Raw genomic sequence first — 4,609 nt, forward strand, 5'->3', positions numbered from 1 at the left:
TTTTTTATTTTTAGTAGGATTATCTTATCTGGGACTTAGGGAGGCGGTGTTCGACTATGGCTAAAGTTACGATTAAGGCTATCCACGATACTGATCTCGTGGGGGTTTTGAAGAGGCTTAGATTATATGAAGGCGTTGTTGAGGGTAGATATAGGTGCTTTGTATGTGGTAGAGGAATCACACTTAGTAACATAGGTGGCTTATTCAAGAGTGGAGATGGCGAGATACATTTCGTATGCGATGACATGAAGTGCTTAATGGTAGCAGCCGAGATAACGTCGAAAATGAGTAGGAGATGATAAAATAGATGGCAAACCTCGCCTTTTAAGGTGGGGAAGGGGTCATAGTCACTCAGTCACTCAACCCTAAATACGGCTACGTACCGAGTAATCCCCGGCTTACCTTTGTAATACCTAGCTCTATAAACATCCTGGTTATCCAGCTTTAGATTTCCTACATTAGATGATATATAATCCACGAATTTTCTAGCTATCTCCTTAATTACCTTGCCAGCTGATACTATGTATATACGCCTTATCATACTGCATTTACGCATGCATTTATTTATGAAATCTATGTAGCGGTTCCATTCTTCAAGAAGTAGTTTTTCCAGCTTTCCAACCCTGACGATGGTTATGGAGATATAGTGTCCGCAGACCGTAGGTTCGCTGATGTCGTGTATAGAGCCAACGACCTCGATGAGCTTCTTAACGTCATTCTCTAGCTTATCTCTATCTACATTACCATTGTACTCCTCTAAAACCTTTCTCAGCTCGAAGAGCACTATACGCTTATAGAGGGATTCATCATCGGCTTTGTTGATGTACTCTACAAGATTTCTAAACTCTTCGTTTTCTTTGTAGACCTCCTGAATGTACTGCATGAATTCCTTCAATACATTGACGTCTCTACTAGCATACTCGCGTGCTATAGAAATTGAAAGTAGTTGTGCAAGCCTAGTACCGAAGACCGGCTCTAGGTACTCTGAGATCGCGTATGGCGTTACCATAAGGAGGGCCTTGGCTATTACCTGATTTAGATTGGTGGTATAGGGTATCCTAACGAGCAATACACCTCTATCAAGGTCGAGTAAAACTTGTTCCTCGCTAGACCACTCCACATCTATATCATACTCAATACCAAGACCAGAACCAATTGGCTGTTGTAATACGAGGTTCCTCAAGTATTCCTCAACATACTCCTTATGCTTACGCTTAATCAGGCGAGAAGCCAAGGGATAGTAGACTCTAAGCTTTATGTAGCGTGCGGCATTCTCAACAGTTCTAAATACCTTCATCAGCACCTTGAGGATCAAGTAGATAGCGAAGATAATGCCAAGTACCGTAAACAGCGATCTAAGGGGTTCAGGTAGCTTATCAAGTACCTCAAGCATTTTAACGATATAGCTCAAGTCCATCAAGTAATTAATAATAGAGTCAGAGACTAATTAACTTAAAGCACTCCAATCTCCTTAAGCCTCTTTTACATCTCTTCACTCCTGTGGCCAGCTACAGTTGTAGCCTAGTTCCAGGCTGACAACTTGTTATCAATTTAGACAACAATTTAGGGATTTCATGACCGTTTAGGGTGAGACTCATATCTTTAGCTACAACCCCTTATCAACAAGATGGGGAAGATGATATCATGTGAGTAGAAGCCTGAGACCTAGTAGTTCTTCGCTGCCAAGCATGAGGATAATAGAGGTATCCTTTTCTTCTAGGTACATCTTTCCTAGCTCTCTAACAACATCGTAACAATATTGCTTACTCCTTCTAAGCTGTGTTTTTAGAGTCTTCATACATTCATCAAAATGTTCCTTGGTAAACTTTCTTTCTTTGCTTTGCTTCATGATTACTAGAAGCATAGCATAACCAATGGGCACCCACTTATCACCCTTTCTCCTGTGAACCTTGTACCAGCAAGCCCTTCTCAGCGAGAGTATCTCTGTCTTTGGTACTTTCTCACAGCTCTTTTCAAAGGGTTTTAAACAGTAATTCTCCGTAGGGTCTTTCCTAAGCATTCTTTCTATAATGTCACCCGGTAAATCCTTGACCTCGCTTTCAGACCCTGTACTCTTCAAGTAAGGTATTTGAAAGACATCAAAGATGAAAAGTCTTCCAAAATGCATTGGTGTTGGGAGGGCAAGAAGGTTCTCAACGAAGTTAATGAGAATTCTACCCCAGATCGTCCTAGAATATAGCCACGCCTCGCCCAGGCCTCCGAAAGAAGTAGAGCACTCAAAGAGACCCTCCAAGTACTGTATGCTTGGTATAGCCTCTCTCGAAGATCGATGCTTTTCCTCCTCTTCACCCTTTACCCAGGGTCGGATAAGTTGTGCGAGAACAAGCCCTATCAGAAATACTATGAGGCATAGATAAGTATTCTCCAGCATATAGCCAAACAAAGTGTATCTATGATTCGAAATAACGTATAGCATTAAATCGATAGAGTATAGGCTGCTAATCCATGCGAAGTAGTACGAAAAAACAAACGCAACAACTTTACCAATAGAAATATTTTTAATCTGCTCTCTTATAAGGCCACAGAAATTCTTATCCATGATTTCTTCAATAAATTTAGTGTAGCTATTTCCTAGTGCGTTATCAAGCATAGAAGGCACTTCCTTACGGATGTGTTCTCGGAGATTATGCCAGAAGTTGACATAGTAACCTATCAGACCTACCAGAATAGACATGGTGATGGTTAAGAAGATTACGAGGAATAAATCAGAATTAAAGTTGAAAGAAAAGTGTCCTAACGTGTTGCTCATAAACAGCCTGCCAAGCCAGAAGGAGTAAAGTGCCGAAAGCTGTAGAAACTAGGAGGTGAACTATGAATACAGGCTTTTTCCTCAACCCCTCTATAGCGTTAGCAAGTATAGCGTTATAGATAGTATTCATTTAAATCACCTCAGAAGCTATACTTTATTCGACTTTCGTACTATGACCATCCTAAGCTCCAGCCTAGCCGTGGAAGGGTAGTAGTTGGAGGGATTACGTTTCTTAGTGTTAAGGGTACAAAGATAGCTGTTGCAATATCCATAAGTGTGAGCCAAGAGCCAGGCTGGCTCAACTTCTTATTGGCTGCCTCGACCGTCCGATGGGCAAAGTCGTGTATAATGTCTTTAAAACTCCTTCCATCATCCCTGACCCTGCCTATACTGTTGCCAAACGTCAATGCTCCCCTTCTAGGTATATCCTCGCACTATATATTGTGTCTGTTACTGTTATGTGGTGTTTGCCTCGGTAGATCTTCAGACCCCTCTTCTTTGCTTCTTCCACCACCTTCTCTGGGTTCTTACACCTTAGCTGTATGTAGGGCGGGTGGTACTCTATCCTCAGAAGGTGCCCAGCCTCGATAGCCCTTTTAGTCCACTCTACTGGCTCGCAGTACTCTAGGAGGAAAGCCATGTACTCCGGCACAGCCAGCCCGGGCACAAGCTGCACCATCTTCGCGGGCTGCCTAGCCTTCAATGCAGACCAACCCTCCTGACAAGTATCTCCAGCTCCTTCTCAAGCCCGGCCTGGCGGGCCCGGCTATAGAGGTATTCTCTGTCCAGCCTGTGCCAAGTCTGGCTCACTATCTTCTTGAGGTCGGCTATATCCTTCCTCTCGCCAGACATGAGCTTCATGACAATTATGTCCTCCAGGCTGGGTAGGAAGATGTTCTCTGCAATTCTCCTGCACCTATTAGCGAACTCTTCGTCCAGCGTAAGCGGGGCATAGTTGATGTCTACGTGCACATCGTCCTCAACTAGAAAACCCCATTTCCGCCACTGCACCTTGAAGCCCCTAGACCGGAGCTCCCTAGTTATAGCGTCCCGTAGTTCAGGTGTGAAGGGCTTATCTATGGCAACATCCCAGTCCTGGGTCTCCCTCCCCAGATCCACGCCGTGGATTACAATGCTTCGAGCACCTATAATGAAGACCCTAAGCCCCAGCCCAGTGAGAAGCCTTGAGAGGAGGAGCAAAGTCGGATGGAGAACAGCAACACCCCCCTCAGAGGCCTTGCGAGGCTCCTGCTCCACTTTCCTCACCTCACCCTCTACCTCTCTACGCACCCGGTCTCCATGTTCCACATCTCCCCCATAGCTTCTCTTCGTTACCTCCATCCCTAGATCCCATATTCCTCATAGCAAGCGTGGATAAAAAAGAACCCCGATCTCTATGCAGCTAACTGTCGCTCGCTCTTCTCTTTCCAGATCTGATGCCGGAGTATCTTATTTAAGATATGTCCTAACACCTTTACCAAAGAATAACCCCTTCTAAGGAACCTCGCTCTGAGGGGCGAGGCTTTCAGTTGTAAGGGATTTATTTGTGAAGGCAGCCTTACTACCTAGCTGTTTTATCTCTTATTTATAGTAATTTATAGGAGTTAAGCCATGGTTAATGATCGCTTTGGATGTAACTAATAAGCATTACACCTAATTTTTTAGGTTATCTGGTTTTAGTGGGTATTGATGGTTTTTATCTGGGGTGGGTGTTGAGTTCTCAGGCCACTTATCCCTTTAGATATGGTAGGCCTATAATGCTCTCTGGGGTAGTTGCTCTTATGCTTGGTGGGCTTGTTGGTGTTGGTAGGATGCTTAGCTACCAGGGTGTTGATCTAG

7 protein-coding genes are annotated in these 4,609 nt (G+C 44.0%); 1 reads left to right on the forward strand and 6 read right to left on the reverse strand.

Annotation, left to right across the window (positions count from 1 at the left end; genetic code table 11):
- The first annotated feature begins 56 nt into the window (after positions 1-56).
- Complete coding sequence (locus QXE01_11665) at positions 57-299, forward strand: hypothetical protein (protein MEM4971894.1); 243 nt, start codon at positions 57-59, stop codon at positions 297-299.
- Between the two features lie 56 nt (positions 300-355).
- Here the strand turns inward: QXE01_11665 and QXE01_11670 are convergent, their stop codons facing one another.
- From QXE01_11670 to QXE01_11695, 6 genes are all read right to left on the reverse strand, one after another.
- Positions 356-1,411 carry a hypothetical protein gene (locus QXE01_11670; GenBank protein MEM4971895.1) on the reverse strand — a complete coding sequence of 352 codons (1,056 nt, stop codon included), beginning with the start codon at positions 1,409-1,411 and terminating at the stop codon, positions 356-358.
- A 231-nt stretch (positions 1,412-1,642) separates the two neighbouring features.
- Positions 1,643-2,560 carry a hypothetical protein gene (locus QXE01_11675; GenBank protein MEM4971896.1) on the reverse strand — a complete coding sequence of 306 codons (918 nt, stop codon included), beginning with the start codon at positions 2,558-2,560 and terminating at the stop codon, positions 1,643-1,645.
- 172 nt (positions 2,561-2,732) lie between these two features.
- A complete protein-coding gene (locus tag QXE01_11680) occupies positions 2,733-2,900 on the reverse strand; it encodes a hypothetical protein (protein MEM4971897.1) in 168 nt (55 codons plus the stop codon).
- Between the two features lie 40 nt (positions 2,901-2,940).
- On the reverse strand, positions 2,941-3,177 hold the full coding sequence (locus QXE01_11685; protein ID MEM4971898.1) for a hypothetical protein: 237 nt from the start codon (positions 3,175-3,177) through the stop codon (positions 2,941-2,943).
- Entirely contained in the window at positions 3,174-3,473 is a 300-nt protein-coding gene (locus tag QXE01_11690; GenBank protein ID MEM4971899.1) for a hypothetical protein, read from the reverse strand. The genes QXE01_11685 and QXE01_11690 overlap by 4 nt, the downstream gene beginning before the upstream one ends.
- Positions 3,470-4,111, reverse strand: coding sequence for a DUF6036 family nucleotidyltransferase (locus QXE01_11695; GenBank protein ID MEM4971900.1), 642 nt, complete (start codon positions 4,109-4,111; stop codon positions 3,470-3,472). Before QXE01_11695 ends, QXE01_11690 begins: the two co-directional genes overlap by 4 nt.
- Between the last annotated feature and the right edge of the window lie 498 nt (positions 4,112-4,609).

Source organism: Sulfolobales archaeon (assembly GCA_038897115.1).
GTDB lineage: Archaea > Thermoproteota > Thermoprotei_A > Sulfolobales > AG1 > AG1.